Here is a 1,241-nt window from a genome sequence, read left to right on the forward strand (position 1 = left end):
CCATACAGAGTATTGTCAAAGAAACAAGAAGTGCTTTTCCGAATGTTAAGTTTGGCATACATGCCCACAACGACTCTGGCTGCGCTGTTGCAAACTCTATTGCTGCAATTGAAGAAGGTTGTATATTAGCGCAGGGAACAGTAAACGGTATAGGCGAAAGATGCGGAAATACAAACTTATGTTCTCTTATACCCGCTTTGCAAATAAAAAGAAATTATGATTGCATACCTAAAAAAAGTATGCGGAAACTTTCCGAACTTTCAATATATGTTGACGAAATAGCAAACATTGTACCAAATGATTCAGATCCTTATGTTGGCAGAAACGCATTTGCTCATAAAGCAGGCGTTCATGTTTCAGCAATAAAAAACAATCCCGAAACATACGAACATATCAATCCTTTGACTATCGGCAATGAAAGAAGAATTTTAGTAAGCGATTTAGCAGGCAAAAGCAATGTTGTCTCTAAAGCTGCTGAAATGGCAATAGGTATTGAAGATGCACCGGAAAAAGTTAAAAAGATTATAGATACTGTAAAAGAAAAAGAACACAACGGATATCAATATGAGGATGCCGACGCTTCTTTCTTTTTACTTACAAAAAAAGCGCTTGGAACTTTTAAACCCTTTTTTAATCTAAAAGAGTATAGAGTCTCTGTTGAAAAAGATACTAACGGAAATATAATTTCTGAAGCAACCATAAAGCTCGATATAAAGGGCAAAGAAGAACACGCCATTGCCGAGGGCGATGGACCTGTGAACGCTTTGGACAATTGTTTACGCAAAGCATTAACAAAGCATTATCCCATCATAAAAAACATTTTTTTAACCGATTTTAAAGTGAGGGTTGTAAATAGCGACGCAACCACAGCGGCAAAGGTAAGAGTTCTGATTGAATCTTCAGATTCTTCAAAGAAATGGGGAACAATTGGCGTTGGCGAAAACATAATAGATGCATCTTGGCAAGCTCTTGCCGACTCCGTAGAATACAAATTACTGAAATAAACTGTCTCAGTCAACTTTTTCTAGCGTCGTTTCTGACTCGACCGCCTTTTTTCAAAAAGCGAGCAAGTCAGGTCTTAATCTACTGCTTAGTTCTGCAAGCTACTCAATCTTTGCTTCAACATCTACTTTAGAGTACGTCAAAATCTGTAGCTTGCTCCTAAGTTAGCTTTCATATTTTGATACCCTTTTGCAATAAGAATGTCTATGTTTGCAAAAACTGAAACATTTTTCGTTATG

1 protein-coding gene is annotated in these 1,241 nt (G+C 37.1%); it reads left to right on the forward strand.

Annotated elements, in window-relative coordinates:
• The coding region (locus tag LE180_RS06685; RefSeq protein WP_374134676.1) for an alpha-isopropylmalate synthase regulatory domain-containing protein at positions 1-1,004 on the forward strand (1,004 nt) is incomplete at its 5' end.
• Positions 1,005-1,241: the final 237 nt, after the last annotated feature.

Origin of the sequence: Candidatus Endomicrobiellum pyrsonymphae (assembly GCF_020328025.1) — a bacterium.
Lineage (GTDB): Bacteria > Elusimicrobiota > Endomicrobiia > Endomicrobiales > Endomicrobiaceae > Endomicrobiellum > Endomicrobiellum pyrsonymphae.